Here is a 17,655-nt window from a genome sequence, read left to right on the forward strand (position 1 = left end):
AACAATCGATGGCAATGAGCATACTGAATGCAGTACCACCAGCTAGAGGTGTCGGGAGAGCGCCGCCTCACGGCAACTCGCGACTCCACGACGTACGACCTCACGAGCGCCGACGAGGATCTCCGGACCTTTGGGGATTTGGCTCGCGTGGCCGGTATCGCCCGAATACCAATCGACAGACTCGCCGCCGAACTCACAGAAGCCGCCGACGTGGTCGACGAGGCGTTCGTCGACGAGCACGCGACCGTCCCGGTCGACGCCGAAGAAGTCTGGGCGGCGGGCGTCACCTACCAAATCAGCGAGCAGGCCCGCGAAGAGGAGAGTTCCATGCCGGACATGTACTACGACGTCTACGACGCTGACCGGCCGGAAATCTTCTTCAAAGCCACGCCCTCTCGGACTGTCGAACCGGGCGATGCTATCGGCGTCAGAGACGATTCCGAGTGGGACGTCCCCGAACCGGAACTCGGTATCGTCCTGCGCCGCGGCGAAATCGTCGGCTATACTGTTGGCAACGACGTGAGCAGTCGGTCGATAGAGGGCGAAAATCCACTGTACCTGCCGCAGGCGAAGGTCTACGACCGCTGTTGTTCGCTCGGCCCGTGCGTGGTCACGCCGGAGGACATCGACGACCCCCACGAGTTAGAGATGAGCATGACCATCGAGCGCGACGGCGAGGTCATCTACGACGACGCCACCAACACCAGCGAGATGGTCCGTAGCTGTGAGGAACTCGTCTCGTACTTCACGCGCCACAACACAGTGCCCGAACTGGCAGTCATCCTCACGGGCACCTCGCTCGTCCCCGAACAGCCGTTCGACCTCCAAGAAGGCGACCGCGTCGACATCACCGTCGAGGGCATCGGTACCCTCTCGAACGGCGTCACCACCGTATGACCACCACACCCACCGACATCGTCGAAGAATTCACGCGCCGCGATTGGCAGGGCGACGACGTGACGGGCACCGTCAGGCTCGCCATGATCGGCCTCGGCTGGTGGACCCGCGACGAGGCGATTCCAGCGGTCGAGGAGTCCGAGTTCTGCGAGACGACGGTCGTCGTCAGTAGCTCGAAGGAGAAAGCCGAGGGCGCGAGGGAGTTGGCCGAGTCGATAACCCACGGGCTCACCTACGACGAGTTCCACGAGGGCGTCGCCGCCGACGCCTATGACGCGGTGTACGTCGTCACGCCGAACGGGTTACATCTCCCGTACGTCGAGACCGCCGCCGAGTTGGGGAAGGCGGTCCTCTGCGAGAAACCGCTCGAAGCGTCGGTTGAGCGGGCCGAGAAGCTCGTCGCCGCCTGCGACCGCGCCGACGTGCCCCTGATGGTCGCCTATCGGATGCAGACCGAACCGGCCGTCCGACGCGCCCGCGAGCTCGTCGAGGCCGGCGTCATCGGTGAGCCGGTGTTCGTCCACGGCCACATGTCCCAGCGCCTGCTCGACGAGGTCGTCCCCAACCCCGACCAGTGGCGGCTCGACCCCGAACTCTCCGGCGGCGCGACCGTCATGGACATCGGGCTCTACCCGCTGAACACCGCCCGGTTCGTCCTCGACGCCGACCCCGTCCGCGTCAGAGCGCGCGCCCGCGTCGACGACGAGGCGTTCGAGGCCGTCGGCGACGAACACGTCAGCTTCGGCGTCGACTTCGACGACGGCACGCTCGCGGTCTGCACCGCCAGCCAGTCTGCCTACCAGTCGAGCCACCTCCGGGTGACCGGCACCGAGGGGGAACTCGAAATCGAGCCCGCGTTCTACAACCGCCAGCAACGCGGTTTCCGGCTGTCGTGGGGCACTCAATCCGCCGAGTACGACTTCGAGCAGGTGAACCAGATGACCGAGGAGTTCGACTACTTCGCCTCCCGCCTCCTGACGGAGACCGACCTCGAACCCGACGGCGACCACGCGCTCGTGGACATGCGCGCGATGGACGCGATTTACGCCGCGGCGGAGCGCGGCACCGACGTCGCCGTTGACGCTGATGTCGACTCCGACTCCGCCTCCGACGAGGCGTAAGCCCCGATTCGACGCGTTTTCGCCCGGAGTTTTATTATCGGGGTCGCCGCACCTCCCCGCATGCAGTTTGGTATCCTCGGCACCGCAGGTATCGGCATCGAATCGGTGATTCCGGCGATTCAGGCGAGCGACCACACGGCGGCGGCCATCGCGTCCCGCGACGAGGCACGGGCGAGCGCAGTCGCCGACGAGGTCGGCATTCCCACCGCGTACGGCAGTTACGAGGCGCTGCTGGCCGACGACTCTCTCGACGCGGTCTACATCCCGCTTCCCAACAGCCTCCACGCCGACTGGGTTCGGGCGGCCGCCGACCACGGTCTGCACGTGCTCTGCGAGAAGCCGCTGACCGCCAGCGCCGACGAGACGGCCGCCGTCTTCGACTACTGCGAGGACGCGGGCGTCACGCTGATGGAGGGGTTCATGTATCGCTTCCACCCGCGGACCGAGCGGGCCGCCGAACTCGTCGCGTCGGAACTCGGCGAAGTCGTCTCGGTCACCTCGAACTTCTCGTTCCGCCTGCCCGACGGGGCCGAGAACATCCGCATCGAACCCGACCTCGCCGGCGGGAGCGTCATGGACGTCGGCTGTTACGCCATCAGCGCGGCGCGGCTCTTCCTCGGGACGCCCGACCGGGTGTACGCGACCACGACCGACACGCGCGACTGCGGCGTCGACACGCGGATGTCGGGCGTCTTGGAGTACGACTCCGGCGCGACCGCCAGCGTCGAATCGTCGTTCGACACGCCCGAGACGCAGTACTACCGCGTCCAGACCACCGACGGCTGGCTGGAGGCGAAGACCGCGTTCAACATCGAACCGACGGCGTCTGCCGAACTCACCTACGCCACGGACGGCCGGGTCGTCACGGAGACGTTCGACCCGATAGACAACTACCGCAGCGAGGTCGAGGCGTTCGCCCGCGCCGTCGAGACCGGCGAGATGCCGCGAATCGACCGCGAGGAGTCAGTCGACCTCATGCGGACCATCGACGCGGTTTACGAGAGCGCCGACAGCGGGCGCACGGTCGACCTGAACTGACCGCCTGCGTCCGCTGTCCGTTTCGGCTCAGTCCAGCCGAACGTCAGAGCGAAACTCGGGGCGACCGGACGCCGCTACGTCGAGACGGAACAGCGCACCCGCGTCCTCGTCGTCGCCTGCTCCGCCGTCCGGGTCGCCGCCGGCGGTCGTCACGTAGAGCGAATCGAGGTCGGCCCCGCCGAAGGCGACGCTCGTCACTTTCTCCGTCGGCACGTCGAACCGGTCGAGTTCGGTTCCGTCGGTGTCGTACCTGACCACACAGCTTCCTTCCCAGCGGGCCGACCAGATGTTGCCCGCCGAATCCACCGTCATGCCGTCCGGCAATCCGGGCGTCGCCGGCGATTCGACGAACCGCTCGCGGTCCGAGACGGCTCCCGACTCCTCGTCGTAGGCGTACCGATAGATGGTGTGTGCCTCCGTTTCCGTGAAGTAGAATCGCTCGCGGTCACGGGTGAAGCCCATCCCGTTCGGGATGCCGACGCCGGTCTCGACCGTCGTCACCGTCCCGTCGGTGTCGAGACGGAACAGCCGTCCGTCCCCGGATTCCGTCGGCATCGTCCCGCAGAACACCCGCCCGGCGGGGTCGGCGATAACGTCGTTGAACCGAGTCGGCGAGTCGACGATTTCGGTCACTCCCGTGAGTTCGCCGTCGACGACGCGCCCGACGCGGCCGCGGTCCATGAACGCTAAGAGCGACCCGTCGCGCTGAATCGTCACGCCGGCAATGACCGACGTTTCGACGGGACAGTCGTGTGCTCCCGTCTCGGGGTCGTAGCGGTGGAGCCGTCCGCTTTCGATGTCTACCCAGTACAGCCGCTTTTCGTCGGGGTGCCAGACCGGCCCCTCGCCGAGTCGGCACGACGTGTCGACCACTCGTGTGACGGTCATGGCCGTTCGTTCGCAACCGACCGCAAAATACGCTTCCCCCGAGGTCGTGGGGGGTCGCCGCCACTTCCGGCGTCGCCTTCAGAAGTGCGATATCTTGTCTCGCCGGTAGAGGTCGAGCGAGAGCACTGTGTTCGGCGACCGCTGGCGGACCGCGTAGGCGATGGCGTCGGCGACTTCTATCGCCTCCGTCACCTCTCCCTCGTCGAACGACTCCGCCTGCGTCTCGCCGCTCTCGGAGCCGAATTCGGTCCTGACCTCGGTCGGGTTGACGCAGGTCACGCCGACGTTCTCCTCGCCGATGGACCCCTGCAGGCTCGACGCGAACCCGCGGACCCACCACTTCGTCGCGGCGTACACCGGGTTGTGGGGCCGCGGATGGTTCCCGGACATGCTCCCGAGGAAGACGATATTGCCCTCCGACTCCACGAGGTGCGGAATCGCCTCTCTCGCCGTGTAGAACATCCCGTCGACGTTGACGCCGGTCATCAGCCGGTACTCCTCGTCGGTGAGTTCCGCGACCGGTTTGTCGACGCCGAGGCCGGCGTTGCAGACGACGATGTCGAGCGAGCCGAACCGTTCGACGGTCGCGTCGACGAGCGCCCGGACCGCGTCGGAGTCGGTCACGTCGGTCGGCACGACGCTCACGGCGGCGTCCGTCGCCGCGCGAATCTCGTCCGCGAGCGATTCCAGTCGCTCGACTCTGCGGGCGGCGAGACACACGTCCGCGCCGTCTTCGGCGAGCACGCGCGCGGTCGCCGCGCCGATTCCCGAACTCGCTCCCGTGACGAGCGCTGTCCGCCCGTCGAGCGGGTCTTCCAAAGCGGTTGGTCGGTCGACCATACACCGTGATTGTGACCCTGTCGCATACGTGTTTTCCCCGTGGCAATCCGGCGACGGACGCTTGGAACACGTTTAATAGACTTCCGTCGATTGTCATGGTATGGCACGTATTGCGGTCACTGGAGCGGCTGGCAACGTCGGGAGAGTCACGGTCAAGACGCTGGACTCGGACCACGACGTGACGCCTATCACGCACCGAGAACGCGAGGGTCTCGATAGCGTCATTCTCGACGTGCGCGACGAGGACGCGCTGACCGAAGCGTTCGAGGGCCACGATATCGTCGTTCACCTCGCGGCCAACCCGAACCCCGACGCAGCGTGGGACAGCGTCTACGAGGTCAACATCGGCGGTACGTACAACGTCTACGAGGCGGCGCTGGCGGCCGATGTCGACCGACTCGTCTTCGCCAGCACGAACCACGTCCACCAGATGTACAACATCGCCGACCCGGCCCGCCCGGAGACGCTGGCCGCCGACACCGAGGCGGTCGGCGTGTCGGACCCGGCGCGTCCCGACTCGTACTACGGGGTGAGCAAGGTGTTCGGCGAGGCGCTGGGCAACTACTACGCGGACCGACACGGACTGGAGGTACTCAACCTCCGTATCGGGTGGCTCCTGACGGCCGAGGAACTCCGCGAGAAGATGGACGAGGAAGAAGCGGTCGCGCGCTACGTCCGCGCGATGTGGCTTAGTCCCGACGACTGCGCACAGGGGATGCGTCGGGCCGTCGAGGCGCCGCTTCCCGACTCGCCGCTCGCGGTCAACCTCGTCTCCGCGAACGACGACCGGTATCTCTCGCTCACGGAGACGATGCGCGCCATCGGCTACCGCCCGCGAGATAATTCGGCGACTGTCGTGGAGTGAGCGGCGACTGAGGCGCAACGTGAGCGGGAAATCAACCCGTCGCGAGATACGCCGCGACTGACGTCGCCCCTCCCCGCTTGCCGGTTGGTTCGGTCGTCGAACGCAGTTTTGAATTATTTTTCAGAATATAGAATATGAAATATTCTTGAGACGCGTTGATTCACCCCGCCAGTTTTTATATCATCATCAGTCATTCACAACCTATATATGAGGGAAGATAACATGGGTACAACATGGCTGAGCATGGCTGTAGCGATGAAAGTGTGAACCGTCGAAAGTACCTGAAGGCCCTGTCCGTGGGTGCCGCCGCCGGGCTCGCTGGATGTACCGGGGGTGGCGGCTCCGACACCGAGACCACCGAGGGCGGGAGCGGTTCCGACGGCTCCGGCGGCGACACCGAGACCGGTGGGGACAGTTCAGGCAGTACGTGGGACTCACAGCTCGAAGTGCTTCACGGCTGGGCCGGCGGCGACGGCGAGGCGGCGGTCACCGCGCTCATCGAGGCCTTCGAGGAAGAGCACCCCGAGATGGATACGAACTTCCAGGCGGTCGGGGCGAGCGCGAACGTGAACCTCAACGCGACGATTCTCCGACGGCTCGCGAACAACAACCCGATGAGTTCGTTCGCCAACTGGCCGGGGAAGAACCTCGAACGGTACTCGGGCGCGCTGATGGACCTCGAAGCCGACGTGTGGGACGCCGAAGGGTTCAAAGACACCATGCAGGCCCGCGCGGTCGAACTGTGTAAGTTCAACGACAAGATGCCGGCGGTCCCGCTCGGGTCCCACCGGATGAACAACCTGTTTTACAACACCGCCGTCTTCGAGGAGGCCGGCATCGACGCGTCGAGCCTCGACAGCGTCGACGCACTCCTCGACGCGCTCGAAACCATCGACCAGAACACGGACGTGACGCCGATGGCGCAGGCGATGGTCGCGCCGTGGACGAACCTCCAGCTCTGGGCGCAGATTCTGACGAGCCAAAGCGGCGTCGACGCGTACATGAACTTCATCGAGGGCAACCCCGACAGGGCGGCCGTCGTCGAGGCGCTCGAGGCGCTGAAGACTATCAACGAGAACTACATCACCGCCGACGCCTCGTCCATCAGCTTCACGACGGCGGGCCAGAAGGTCATCTCGGGGAACGCGGCCACCATCCACCAGGGGAACTGGGTGTACGGCATGTTCCGCGCCGACGACAGCTTCAACTACAAAGAGCAGTGGGACTGGATACCGTTCCCGGGCACGGAAGGTATCTACTTCTACCACGTGGACTCCATCGTCGCGCCGAGCAACAACCCGAGCCGCGAGGAGACCATCGCGTGGCAGAAGTTCGTCGGCACGAAGAAGGCCCAAATCGCCTTCAACAACCCCAAGGGGTCGGTTCCGCTCCGCACCGACATCGACCCGAGCGAACTGACCGACTTCCTCGCGATGACCTACGAGGACCTCACCGACTCGGAGGCGTACCCGCCGACCATCGCCCACGGACTCGCCGTCACGCCCAAGACGATGGGCGCGTGTAAGACCGCCTTCGGCGACAACTTCATGGGGCCGTTCAAGGTCGAAGCCACCGCCGACGCGCTCATCGAAGCGGTCTCGGAGTAACGCCTTCGGCCGAAACTACACCTTTATCACTCAACAAATAAAATATAGGTATATCCATGGCCACACACGATAACACGGAGCACGTCTCCGACGCGCCCGACGAGGCGGTCGGGTGGGAGTCGAAGCTCCAGTATTTCCTCAACAGCGACTTCGTTCGCTCCGCGCCGTACTGGGGAATCCCGTTCGTCCTCATGAGCATCGCCGTCTACGGTGGCATCGGCTACAACTTCGCAATCTCGTTTACGGATTACGAGGGCCTCGGAACCCCCGATTACTCCGCTCTCGACCTGGAGATGTACGCCCAGGCGCTGTCGAGCGACGCGTTCATCGCCGCCGCGCAGAACAACTTGGTCCTCCTCGTAGGCTTTACCACAATCTGTCTGGTGCTCGGTCTGTTCCTCGCAATCCTGTTGGACCACGGCATCCGCTTTTCCGAGAAGTTCCAGACAGTCTATCTCCTCCCGATGAGCCTGTCGTTCGTCGTCACCGCACAACTGTGGCTCTGGATGTTCAACGTCGAAAGCGGCATCCTCAACCTCGTTGTGACGACACTCGGGTTCAATCCGGTGGACTGGCTGGGGAATCCATCAATCGCGCTCGGTGCGGTGATATTCGCCCTCATCTGGCAGTTCAGCGGGTACACGATGGTCGTCTACCTCGCGGGGCTCCAGTCGATTCCCGACGACCAGTTCGAGGCCGCCCGCGTCGACGGCGCGACGCATCACTCGGACCTACCTCCGCATCATCGTCCCGCAACTGAAAGAGGCGTCCGTCAGCGCGGCCGTCGTGCTGATGGTGTTCGCGCTGAAGGCCTTCACCTTCCTGTACGCTCTCGTCGGCCGCTACCGCCCGCCGAACGGGACGGACATCCTGGCGACGCTCATGGTGCGCCGCGCGTTCAAGTTCGGTGAGTGGGCCTACTCGGCCGCCATCGCGACCATGCTCCTCGTCATGGCGCTCGGCGTCATCGGACCGTACCTCTACTACCAGTACAAACAGGGGAGTCTCTGACCATGTCACAGTCGTCACCCACAGGCAGCTTCGACGTCGCATCGCTCGTCGAGGACGTGAACCTCCGGCGCGTCGCCCAGTACGCGCTCGTCGTGTTCTTCCTCGGCTTCTTCCTCGTCCCGTTAGAGACGGGAATCATGACCGCCATCAAGACGAACGAGTCGGTTGCCCGCTCGCTCCCCTTCGCGCCGCCGGCCAGCGAGGGCTTTACCCTCGGGAACATCCAGTTCGCCCTCGAACAGCTCTCGGGGTCGTTCTTCAACTCGCTCGTCATGTCGATTCCGGCGACCATCGGCAGCGTCCTGTTCGGGAGCATGGCCGCCTACGGCCTCACGATGGTCAACTGGCGGGCTCAGATGGGCATGCTGATGCTGTTCGTCATCGGCGTCTTCGTCCCGTATCAGGCCGTGTTGGTCCCGCTCGCGCGCTTCTGGAACAACATCTTCCCGCTCGCGCGGATGATAGAGCCGATGGTGGCGTCGATACCCTTCTTCCAGGGGTACCACGCCGACCTCGTACCGCTCGTCATCACCCACATCGCCTACGGGATTCCCATCTGTACGATACTGTTCCGGTCGTACTACCAGAGCCTCCCGAACTCGCTCGTGGAGGCCGGTAAAATCGACGGCGCGAGCATCACGAAGATTTACCGGCGCATCATCCTGCCCATCTCGAAGCCGATGTTCGGCGTCGTGTTCATCTACCAGTTCACGCAGATTTACAACGAGTTCCTCTTCGCGTTCACGCTGGTCACCGGGTCCGACGCGCCCGCGGCACCGGTCACGCTGGTGCTGCCCGCAATCGGGGCGTCGACCTCCGGCATCGACTTCGGTATCAGGATGTCCGCGGCGTTCCTCGCGGCGGTTCCGACGCTCATCCTGTACGTCGCGTTCGCCGAGCAGTTCGCCAAGGGACTTCGCACGGAGGCCTAAGCTATGGGACAGATTCAACTCACCGACCTGACGAAGCGCTTCGGCGACACGGTCGCCGTCGACGACCTCTCGCTCGACATCGCCGACGAGGAGTTCCTCGTGCTCGTCGGTCCCTCGGGTTGTGGGAAGTCGACGACGCTCCGGATGCTCGCCGGCCTGGAGACCCCGACCAGCGGGGACATCTACATCGGCGGGGACCACATGAACTACCGCGTCCCGCAGAACCGCGACATCGCGATGGTGTTCCAGGACTACGCGCTGTACCCCCACATGACCGTCCGGCAGAACATCCGGTTCGGGCTGGAAGAAGAGGAGGGATACACGTCTGCGGAGCGCGACGAGCGCGTCGTCGAAGTCGCGGAGACGCTCGGCATCGCCGAGCTGCTCGACCGCAAGCCCGACGAACTCTCGGGCGGTCAGCAACAGCGGGTCGCACTCGGCCGCGCTATCGTGCGCGACCCCGAAGTGTTCCTGATGGACGAGCCGCTGTCCAACTTGGACGCCAAACTCCGGGCGGAGATGCGGACCGAACTCCAGAATCTGCAGGACCAACTCGCCGTCACGACCGTCTACGTCACCCACAACCAGACCGAGGCGATGACGATGGCCGACCGCATCGCCGTCATGGACGACGGCGAACTCCAGCAGGTCGCCTCTCCGTTCGAGTGCTACCACCGCCCGAACAACCTGTTCGTCGCGGAGTTCATCGGTGAGCCGATGATAAACCTCGTCCACGGGACGCGCTCGGAGTCGACGTTCGTCGGCGAGCACTTCTCGTACCCGCTCGACGAGGACGTGATGGAGTCCGTCGGCGACCGCGACGACCTCGTCTTGGGGGTGCGCCCCGAAGACATCGAGGTCGCCGACGCGGCCTCTGACGACGCCGCGCTCGGCGATCACGAACTCCAGATGGACGTGACTGTCGTCGAACCCCACGGCGACCAGAACGTCCTCCACCTCTCGCACCCGGACCAACCCTCCGACGACGACGCCCTACAGGTGGTCACGGAGGGGATGCACCTCGTCACGCGGGGCGACCGCGTCACGGTGACGATTCCGCCGGACACGATTCACGTGTTCGACGCGGAGACCGGAACCGCGGTGCACAACCGCCGTCACGATCAGGAAGCCGACCTCACGGAACTCGAACAGTAGCCATGGCACGATTAACACTCGACGACGTAACGAAGGTTTACACCGACGACGGCGGCGGCGACATCGTCGCCGTCGAAGAGATATCGCTCGACATCGACGACGGGGAGTTCCTCGTGCTCGTCGGTCCCTCGGGGTGCGGGAAATCGACGACGCTCCGGATGATGGCGGGACTCGAAACCGTCACCGAGGGCGAACTCCGACTCGAAGACCGCGTCCTCAACGACGTGTCCGCGCAGGACCGGGACATCGCGATGGTGTTCCAGTCGTACGCGCTGTACCCGCACAAGAGCGTCCGCGGCAACATGTCGTTCGGCCTCGAAGAATCGACCGACCTGCCGGACGACGAGATACGCCAGCGGGTCGAGGAGACGACCGATATGCTCGGCATCTCCGACCTGCTCGACCGCAAGCCGAGACAGCTTTCGGGCGGCCAGCAACAGCGCGTCGCCTTGGGGCGCGCCATCGTCCGCGACCCCGAGGTGTTCCTGATGGACGAACCGCTGTCCAACTTGGACGCGAAGCTCCGGGCGGAGATGCGGACCGAACTCCAGCGCTTGCAGGATGAACTCGGCGTCACCACCATCTACGTCACCCACGACCAGACCGAGGCGATGACGATGGGCGACCGCGTCGCCGTCCTCGCCGACGGCGAACTCCAGCAGGTCGGGACGCCGCTGGACTGCTACCACCGGCCGAACAACCTGTTCGTCGCGGGCTTCATCGGCGAGCCGTCGATGAACTTCTTCGACGGCTCGCTTTCGGGCGACACCTTCCGCGGCGACGGCTTCGACTACCCGCTTTCGGACGCGACCAGAGAGCAGCTCGGCGACGCGAGCGACCTCACGTTCGGCATCCGACCCGAGGATATCGCGGTCGGCGAGCGGCGCTCCGGCGACCGAACCTTCGACGCCGAAGTCGTCGTCGTCGAGCCGCAGGGCAACGAGAACACCGTCCACCTGCGGTTCGCCGAAGACCACGAGGGGGCTCGGTTCACCGCGACCACCACCGGGCGGTCGAGGGTCGAATCGGGCGACCACACGACCGTCTCGTTCCCAGAGGACGCGATTCACCTGTTCGACGGGGAGACCGGCAACGCGCTGAAGAACCGAGAGCTCCCGTCGAACCGCGCCATCGGCGCGTTCATCTCCGACTGACGACCCGGCCGACACGCGCTGTCGCCGTCCGTTCTTTCACCCCTTGCGGGCCCTCCAGGCACCCCACCTCCTCGGACTGACCATCCACACTACTCTTCGGACTGACCATCCGCACCTTCTCTCGTCTTCTGTTCGCAAGCGCTGCTCCGGTAGTCAGGACTCGTTTCCTATCAGCACGGTCGCTGCTACGCGAACCGCGTCGCTCCGGTATCGAACGACTGCGAGTAAAAGGCGGCCGCGGCGGACGCGTCGCGAGCGGTGAGACGCTCACATCTCTCGGCTGCGGTGTCGCGTATCGCGTCCAGTCGGTGTGTTATGTCAGGCTGATACGGCCGCTGTGGGACAGTCTCGTTCGTTTACTCCTCGTCGAAGAGCGTCTCTCCTTCGACCATGTGTTCTCCGACGGCGTCGAGGTCGAGCGTCAGCCCGAGGCCGGGCTTCTCGGGAATCTCCATGCGACCCTCCTGAATCAGGTCGTCCTCCTCGACGAGGTCCTCCCACCAGCCGAGCTGGTAGGAGTGGTACTCGAGGGCAAGCGAGTTGGGGATGGCCGCGGCGACCTGCGCGGAGGCCATCGTCCCGATGGGCGACGAGACGTTGTGCATCGCCACGGGGATGTAGTACATGTCCGCGAGGTCGGCAATCTTCCGCGTCTCGCGCATGCCGCCGACGCGGGGCAGGTCGGGCGCGATGATGTCCACCGCCTGCGGTTCGAGCAGCGTCCGCTGGCCGAACTTCCGGTAGACGTTCTCGCCGACCGCGATGGGCGTCGTCGTGGACTGGGTCACGAGCTTCTGCACGTCGTGGTTCTCCGGCGGCACGGGGTCCTCGAGCCACCACACGTCGTAGTCTTCCAGTTCGGACGCGAGGCGCTTTGCGCTCCCGCCGGTGAACGACCAGTGGCAGTCGAACGCGACGTCGGCGCGGTCGCCGACGGCTTCGGTGACGGCCTCGACGATTTCGACCTTGTGGTCGATTTCGGGGTTGCGGAGGTGGCGGTTCGCTCGGTCCTTCTCGTGACCCGAGGGCACGTCGAGGTCGAACTTGATGGCGTCGTAGCCGAGTTCCTCGACCACGCGGACGCCCTCCTCGGCGCAGGCCTGCGGGTTGGCCTCGTCTTCGGTGTGGAGCGCAGTAGACGCGCACCTCGTCGCGGTACTTCCCGCCGACGAGCTGGTAGGCAGGCACGTCGAGGAGCTTCCCGGCGACGTCGTGAAGCGCGATTTCGATGCCCGAGATGGCGGAGATGACCTTGCCCGAAACCGAGCCCTCGCCGGACATCTTCTGGACGAGGTGCTCGTAGAGGCGGTCGATGTCGAGGGGGTTCTCGCCGACGAGGAACGGTTTCATCCGCTCGATGATGGCGGTGTCGCCGCCGCCCCAGTAGGCCTCGCCGGTGCCGACGACGCCCGCGTCGGTGTAGACGCGGACGAGAATCCACGGGTAGTTCCCGTCGACCATTGTCGTCTGTACGTCCGTGATTTCGGCGTCGCGGACGCCGCCTCGCGGATTCGTGATATCCATCGTCTCCGCGGACAGGTCGCGCATCGTGTACTCCGCGTTCGGGTCGCTAAGCTTCGCTTGCTCAACCATTGCGCACGTATATCTCGAAAGCCACTACAAAAGTGTGTGGGTTGGTAGTTCGTCGCTCAGTTCGCGTGTACGCTCCGAGCACTCACCGTCGCTGTCCTCCGAGAACCGACCCTCGCCCGCGGCTTACAAATGGTGACAATTTCGCAAGAATTGTATGTCGGAAGAGAGAACACACGACCGATGACGGAACCCAGTAAAAACTACGTCAACGGTGAGTGGGTCGCCTCCGAGACCGGCGAGACGGCCGAGGTGACGAACCCCGCGAACCCGAGCGAGGTAGTCGCGACGTACCAGCACTCGAACGAGAACGACGCTGCGGCGGCCGTCGACGCCGCCGTAGCGGCCGAAGACGAGTGGCGAAACACGCCCGGCCCCGAGCGCGGGCGCATCCTCCGCGAGGCGGGAACGCTCCTCGCCCAGCGGAAGGACGAACTGACGGAGATTCTCATCGCCGAGGAGGGGAAGGCGCGGCCCGAAGCGGCGGGCGAGGTACAGCGCGCTATCGACATCTTCCACTACTTCTCGACGAAGGCCGCCGACCTCGGCGGCACGAAGAAGGGTGCGAGCGGACCGAACACGAACCTCTACACGCGCCAAGAGCCCGTCGGCGTCGCGGCGCTCATCACGCCGTGGAACTACCCCATCGCCATCCCGGCGTGGAAGCTCGCCCCGGCGCTCGCCGCCGGCAACACCGTCGTCCTGAAGCCCGCCTCCATCGCGCCCGGCGTCGTCATCGAAATCGCCCGCGCGCTCGACGAGGCCGGCCTTCCGGACGGCGTCCTCAACGTCGTCACCGGGCCCGGTAGCTCGGTCGGCAGCGAGTTCATCGGCAACGAGGGCACGGACCTCGTCTCGTTCACCGGCAGCAGTCAGGTCGGCGAGATGGTCTACGAGCAGGCCACAGACGCCGGTAAGCGCGTTCAGACCGAACTCGGCGGGAAGAACCCGACGCTCGTCGCCGACTCGGCTGACCCCGCCGAGGCCGCCGACATCGTCGCTAACGGCGGGTTCGGCACCACCGGCCAGTCCTGTACGGCCTGTTCCCGCGCTATCGTCCACGAGGACGTGTACGACGACTTCGTCGCCGAACTCGTCGACCGCGCGGAGTCCCTCGACGTCGGCCCCGGAACCGACCACGAGATGGGCCCGCAGGTCAGCGAGTCCGAACTCTCCTCGACGCTGGAATACATCGACATCGCCGAGGGCGAGGGCGCGACCCTCGTCGCCGGCGGCGGCGTCCCCGAGGGCGAGGAAGTCGAGACGGGCCACTTCGTCGAGCCGACGGTGTTCACCGACGTCGACCCCGACATGCGTATCGCACAGGAGGAGGTCTTCGGCCCGGTCGTCGCCGTCATCGAAGTGAGTGACTTCGACGAGGGGCTGGCGGTCGCGAACGACGTCGACTACGGCCTGTCGGCCAGCGTCGTCACCGACGACCACACCGAGGCGAACCGCTTCGTCGACGAGGCCGAAGCCGGCGTCGTGAAGGTCAACGACAAGACGACCGGCCTCGAACTCCACGTCCCCTTCGGCGGGTTCAAGCGCTCGTCCTCCGAGACGTGGCGCGAGCAGGGCGACGCGGGTCTCGACTTCTACACCATCGAGAAGACCGTCTACGACAACTACTGAGCGGCTCCCTGCGGCCGTCGATGCGACCGCGACCGGCTGCCATCGTCTCGTTTTTTGTCGTCTTTTCTTCTCTCCTCTCCTCTCCTCTCCTCTCCTCTCCCGTCACCTGCACTCTCTCCCGGCCGATACTGTTGGCTCAGTCCGCCTCAAACCAGATTCTCTATAACAGAATGAAGTTCTACGGGTGGTCACAGTAGGTGTTACATGTCTAGCTGTGTAATTTTCAGTTGTAATCACGCGCCGAGAGCTGTGTTAACACGGTTCTACATAGAGAATTCGAGTGGCTCGCGTCCTGTTCCGAGATGGAGAACAGGGGTATCAGTAGTTGATGTTGAGTTCGACGACGTTCGCCGCGCTCAGGACGCGTTCGGGGAGCGACCCGTGGAGATCTTCGTCGCTGACCCGGCTGGCGGGTGCCGAGACGCTGATGGCTCCGAGCACCTCGCCGGAGGACGATTTGATGGGTGCCGCGAGACAGCGCAGCCCTTCGAGGCGCTCGCCGTCGTCGATGGCATAGCCTCGCTCGCGGACCGCTTCGAGCACCTGAAACAGCTCCTGTCGCGTGCCGATGCTCTTCGGCGTCTTCTGTTCGAGACCGTGGCGTTCGATTATCTCGTCCACCCGGGACTCCGGGAGGTTCGCGAGAATCGCCTTCCCGAGGGCGGTCGTGTGCAGGTTCGTTCGGAGGCCCGCGTAGGTGTCGAGGTCGACGGCGTCGTCGCCTTTCGCCCGCATCAGGTAGACGCCCATCCCCTGTTCTTCGACGAGCAGGTTGGCGAGTTCACCCGTATCGGCGGCGAGCGATTTGACCTCGGGTTCGGCGACCTGATACACCTCCATCGACTTCCGACTGTGACCGCCGACTTCGAGGAACTTCAGCCCGACGCGGTAGTCGTCGCCGTCCTTGAGGACGTACCCGTGTTTCTGGAGGGTCGTCAGGTGGTTGTGGACCGCGCTCTTTCCCATGTCGAGGTCGCTCGCTAACTCCGTGACCCCACAGGGTCCTTTCTCCATCAACTCCTCGACGAGCGCCAGTGTCTTCTCGGTGGTTCGCACCGGATGTTTGGCGTCCATAGCTACTCGTTGTCAAGTATCTGAATAAGTGTTCTGGTCCGGAGAACGGTGACGCCGAGTCGCAGAAAGGCGTCCCGTTCGACTCGGAAAACCGCTTTCGATGGTTGATGCTGAGCGTAGCGCGAGAGTCGGCGGTGGGCGTTCATGAGTTGGACTTGTCACGGCGCCCGCTGCCGACTCGCGCGTACTGGTATGACTGACACGTCACACGGTCGGACCGCTCGTGCCGACCACACGTAACGTCGTACTGGTGCATGATAGTTCTTGGCATGGGTGTAGAGCTTGCCCGGCGGTCGTCTCCTCGGCGCGCCCGGGTGGCCGTCTCGACCAGTCGGTACCTCACCGTCGCTTATCCCAATCACTGAGCAAAATCATATGAGATTTTACATAGATTATATAAAATATCAGATATATTAAGATAACTCGATTTCCGTTCACTTATCCCTGAATAATCGTTCTTGTCGCCGAAACTGGCATCTACTGAATGTCTGGGCCGCAAGTGAATCCCCCGATAGCTTCGTCTGTCCGTACTGCGTGAATATATCAGATATTTCCACTTAATGTATATTAAATCTGAAATTTCATCGAAGGAGCCCTCGGCCGCCCCGCGGGCGTCAGTCGTCGCCGGCCGCGGCCCCCCTCACACCGCTTCGAGTGAGTGAGTGCCGCCGGACGGTCCGGTAGAACCACAGCGATGCGCCACCGCCGCCGACGACGTTCGAGGCGGCGAACGCGACCCAGATACCACCGGGACCGACGGCGTTCGCCCCCCACAGCGCGGCCGGAATCCGCACGACGCCGAGCGCAAGGATGACGATGAGCGACGCCGCTGTCGTCCGCCCCGCCCCCCGAAGCCCGCCGGTGAACACCCGCATCAGTCCGACGAATCCGAACGAGGGGGCAATCGTTCGGAGGAAGGAAACGCCGGCGTCGACGACGGTCGCGTCGGTTGCGAACAGGCCGACGAGCGGACGGGCGGCGATCCAGATGACGACGCCGCAGGCGCTCATGACGCCGAACAGGAACACCGCGGCGAAGCGGTTGGTCGCCGTCGCACGGTCGGCCGCTCCCGCGCCGAGGTTTTGTCCCGTCATCGTTTCGACCGCGCTCGCGAACGCGACCGTCGGGAGGACGACGACCGAGAAGACGCGCGTCCCGACCCCGTAGCCGGCGACGACGCCGGTCGAAAACAGCCCGACGACGGCCAAGAGGAGGTTGATTGAGACCGCCCGTCCGGTCTCTTCGAGGGCGGTCGGCAGGCCGAGCCGGAACAGTCGCCTCGCGGCCGTGGCGCTCGGGACGAACTGCCTCGGTCGGAGTCGGAGCCCGCGCCGTCCGTCGAGGAGGACTCCCACACCCACGACGGCGGCCAGCCCGCGACAACACACCGTCGCTATCGCCGCCCCGCGGATGCCGAGTTCGGGCGCGCCCCACCACCCGAAGACGAGCACCGGGTCGAGGACGACGTTGAGTGCGACCGACCCCGCCATGACGAGCATGGGCGTGACGGTGTCGCCGCGGCCCCGCATGAGCGAGATGAACGCGTAGAACGCGAACACGAACACCATCCCCAGCGAGACGATGCGCATGTAGGCGGTCGCCAGCGGGAGGACTGCGGGTGACGCGCCCATGAGCGCGAGCACGTCGTCGACCGCGACGTAGGCGACAGCGCCGACGCCGACGGCCGCGATGGTCGTGTACGTGAGCGTCTGCGCCGCGGCCCGCTCCGCGTCGAGCGACTCGCCCGCGCCGGTGTGCTGGGCGACGAGGACGCTCCCGGCGATAGAGAGGCCCAGCCCCAGCGAGAGGAACAGGAACACCAGTGGGAACGCGAACGAGATGGCCGCGAGC

General features: G+C 64.9%; 13 protein-coding genes and 2 pseudogenes. 10 read left to right on the forward strand and 5 right to left on the reverse strand.

Annotated elements, in window-relative coordinates; all coding sequences use genetic code 11:
* Positions 1 to 27: 27 nt before the first annotated feature.
* Genes ATB1_RS00085 through ATB1_RS00095 form a run of 3 tightly spaced genes read left to right on the forward strand, consistent with a single transcriptional unit; the run spans position 28 to position 3,056 of the window.
* Positions 28 to 897, forward strand: a complete 870-nt coding sequence (locus tag ATB1_RS00085; RefSeq protein WP_042661709.1) for a fumarylacetoacetate hydrolase family protein — start codon at positions 28 to 30, stop codon at positions 895 to 897.
* Entirely contained in the window at positions 894 to 2,018 is a 1,125-nt protein-coding gene (gene gfo6 / locus ATB1_RS00090) for a D-xylose 1-dehydrogenase Gfo6 (protein ID WP_042661710.1), read from the forward strand. Before ATB1_RS00085 ends, gfo6 begins: the two co-directional genes overlap by 4 nt.
* 60 nt (positions 2,019 to 2,078) lie before the next feature.
* Positions 2,079 to 3,056, forward strand: a complete 978-nt coding sequence (locus ATB1_RS00095; protein ID WP_042661711.1) for a D-xylose 1-dehydrogenase — start codon at positions 2,079 to 2,081, stop codon at positions 3,054 to 3,056.
* A gap of 27 nt (positions 3,057 to 3,083) precedes the next feature.
* Here the strand turns inward: ATB1_RS00095 and xacC are convergent, their stop codons facing one another.
* Together xacC and ATB1_RS00105 are read right to left on the reverse strand one after the other, a co-directional pair.
* Complete coding sequence (gene xacC / locus ATB1_RS00100; RefSeq protein WP_042661712.1) at positions 3,084 to 3,944, reverse strand: pentonolactonase XacC; 861 nt, start codon at positions 3,942 to 3,944, stop codon at positions 3,084 to 3,086.
* Between the two features lie 78 nt (positions 3,945 to 4,022).
* Positions 4,023 to 4,784, reverse strand: a complete 762-nt coding sequence (locus ATB1_RS00105; protein WP_198526002.1) for an SDR family oxidoreductase — start codon at positions 4,782 to 4,784, stop codon at positions 4,023 to 4,025.
* A gap of 100 nt (positions 4,785 to 4,884) precedes the next feature.
* Between ATB1_RS00105 and ATB1_RS00110 the strand changes: the two genes are divergently transcribed.
* The 6 genes and pseudogenes from ATB1_RS00110 to xacK all read left to right on the forward strand — a co-directional run bounded on the left by ATB1_RS00110 (position 4,885) and on the right by xacK (position 11,508).
* Positions 4,885 to 5,649, forward strand: a complete 765-nt coding sequence (locus tag ATB1_RS00110; protein WP_042661713.1) for an L-arabinose 1-dehydrogenase — start codon at positions 4,885 to 4,887, stop codon at positions 5,647 to 5,649.
* Positions 5,650 to 5,945: 296 nt separating this feature from the next.
* The gene (locus ATB1_RS00115; RefSeq protein ID WP_198526003.1) at positions 5,946 to 7,256 is read left to right on the forward strand and encodes an ABC transporter substrate-binding protein; all 1,311 of its coding nucleotides are present in this window, start codon (positions 5,946 to 5,948) and stop codon (positions 7,254 to 7,256) included.
* A gap of 56 nt (positions 7,257 to 7,312) precedes the next feature.
* A pseudogene (gene xacH, locus ATB1_RS00120) lies at positions 7,313 to 8,267 on the forward strand (xylose/arabinose ABC transporter permease XacH).
* Positions 8,268 to 8,269: 2 nt separating this feature from the next.
* Positions 8,270 to 9,199, forward strand: a complete 930-nt coding sequence (gene xacI / locus ATB1_RS00125; protein WP_042661715.1) for a xylose/arabinose ABC transporter permease XacI — start codon at positions 8,270 to 8,272, stop codon at positions 9,197 to 9,199.
* Positions 9,200 to 9,202: 3 nt separating this feature from the next.
* Positions 9,203 to 10,354 (forward strand): xylose/arabinose ABC transporter ATP-binding protein XacJ, encoded by a 1,152-nt coding sequence (xacJ, locus tag ATB1_RS00130; protein ID WP_042661716.1) that lies wholly within the window; start codon positions 9,203 to 9,205, stop codon positions 10,352 to 10,354.
* A 2-nt stretch (positions 10,355 to 10,356) separates the two neighbouring features.
* On the forward strand, positions 10,357 to 11,508 hold the full coding sequence (gene xacK / locus ATB1_RS00135) for a xylose/arabinose ABC transporter ATP-binding protein XacK (protein ID WP_042661717.1): 1,152 nt from the start codon (positions 10,357 to 10,359) through the stop codon (positions 11,506 to 11,508).
* Positions 11,509 to 11,864: 356 nt separating this feature from the next.
* On the opposite strand, the pseudogene ATB1_RS00140 reads toward xacK, so the two are convergent.
* Positions 11,865 to 13,101: pseudogene (locus tag ATB1_RS00140) on the reverse strand (xylonate dehydratase).
* A 180-nt stretch (positions 13,102 to 13,281) separates the two neighbouring features.
* Between ATB1_RS00140 and ATB1_RS00145 the strand changes: the two are divergent.
* Positions 13,282 to 14,730: a 2,5-dioxovalerate dehydrogenase gene (locus tag ATB1_RS00145; RefSeq protein WP_042661718.1), complete on the forward strand. Its 1,449-nt coding sequence runs from the start codon at positions 13,282 to 13,284 to the stop codon at positions 14,728 to 14,730.
* A gap of 318 nt (positions 14,731 to 15,048) precedes the next feature.
* Here ATB1_RS00145 and xacR read toward each other — a convergent pair whose 3' ends face one another.
* Together xacR and ATB1_RS00155 are read right to left on the reverse strand one after the other, a co-directional pair.
* Positions 15,049 to 15,804, reverse strand: a complete 756-nt coding sequence (xacR, locus tag ATB1_RS00150) for an HTH-type transcriptional regulator XacR (RefSeq protein WP_004972172.1) — start codon at positions 15,802 to 15,804, stop codon at positions 15,049 to 15,051.
* 614 nt (positions 15,805 to 16,418) lie between these two features.
* Positions 16,419 to 17,655: MATE family efflux transporter (locus ATB1_RS00155; protein WP_042661719.1), on the reverse strand; the 1,237-nt coding region annotated here is incomplete at its 5' end.

Source organism: Haloferax sp. ATB1 (assembly GCF_000730175.1).

What these genes read in the sequence shown, in the direction of transcription:
- xacJ (WP_042661716.1), top strand. Translation starts at nt 9,203, where the DNA reads ATGGGACAGATTCAACTCACCGACCTGACGAAGCGCTTCGGCGACACG.
- gfo6 (WP_042661710.1), top strand. Translation starts at nt 894, where the DNA reads ATGACCACCACACCCACCGACATCGTCGAAGAATTCACGCGCCGCGAT.
- ATB1_RS00105 (WP_198526002.1), bottom strand. Translation starts at nt 4,784, where the DNA reads ATGGTCGACCGACCAACCGCTTTGGAAGACCCGCTCGACGGGCGGACA.
- ATB1_RS00095 (WP_042661711.1), top strand. Translation starts at nt 2,079, where the DNA reads ATGCAGTTTGGTATCCTCGGCACCGCAGGTATCGGCATCGAATCGGTG.
- xacK (WP_042661717.1), top strand. Translation starts at nt 10,357, where the DNA reads ATGGCACGATTAACACTCGACGACGTAACGAAGGTTTACACCGACGAC.
- xacC (WP_042661712.1), bottom strand. Translation starts at nt 3,944, where the DNA reads ATGACCGTCACACGAGTGGTCGACACGTCGTGCCGACTCGGCGAGGGG.
- ATB1_RS00110 (WP_042661713.1), top strand. Translation starts at nt 4,885, where the DNA reads ATGGCACGTATTGCGGTCACTGGAGCGGCTGGCAACGTCGGGAGAGTC.
- ATB1_RS00145 (WP_042661718.1), top strand. Translation starts at nt 13,282, where the DNA reads ATGACGGAACCCAGTAAAAACTACGTCAACGGTGAGTGGGTCGCCTCC.
- xacR (WP_004972172.1), bottom strand. Translation starts at nt 15,804, where the DNA reads ATGGACGCCAAACATCCGGTGCGAACCACCGAGAAGACACTGGCGCTC.
- ATB1_RS00085 (WP_042661709.1), top strand. Translation starts at nt 28, where the DNA reads ATGCAGTACCACCAGCTAGAGGTGTCGGGAGAGCGCCGCCTCACGGCA.
- xacI (WP_042661715.1), top strand. Translation starts at nt 8,270, where the DNA reads ATGTCACAGTCGTCACCCACAGGCAGCTTCGACGTCGCATCGCTCGTC.